This window comes from Bradyrhizobium sp. PRIMUS42, assembly GCF_023006515.1.
Classification (GTDB): Bacteria; Pseudomonadota; Alphaproteobacteria; order Rhizobiales; family Xanthobacteraceae; genus Bradyrhizobium.
Window position 1 is genome coordinate 1 of sequence record NZ_JALBGZ010001594.1, and the last position, 462, is coordinate 462.

Genomic DNA, 462 nt, shown 5'->3' on the forward strand with positions numbered 1-462 from the left:
GTTGCGTCGCTGACGCCGGCGACCGCGCCGGCCGATCTCAGCCGCTCGGTGCAGACCGAGCTTGGCCGCGTCGGCTGCTTCTCAGGCGCCGCCGACGGCAACTGGAATACGTCCTCGCAGCGCTCGCTGTCGCAGTTCAACCGCTATGCCGGCACCAAGCTCGACGTGAAGATGGCAAGCACCGATGCGCTGGATGCGGTCAAAGCCAAGCCGTCGCGGGTCTGCCCGCTGGTCTGCGAGCACGGTTTCAAGGCCGATGGCGACAAGTGCACGAAGATCGTCTGCCGTGAGGGCTACGCGGTCAACGACGATAATGAGTGCGAGAAACAGCGCGCCGCCAAGCCGGCCAAGCCCGCAACGGCGAAGCGCGACGACAGTGATGAGCGTCCCGCCCGGCAGCGTCGTCAGGCCGGTGATGCCGCTGCCGGAGCTGCGGGTGGTTATGGTGGTGCGGCTGGCATT

The 462-nt window shown here is 67.1% G+C and carries 1 pseudogene; it reads left to right on the forward strand.

The window, feature by feature from the left end:
- Positions 1-462 (forward strand): annotated as a pseudogene (locus MOV75_RS41825) (caspase family protein); the annotation flags it as partial.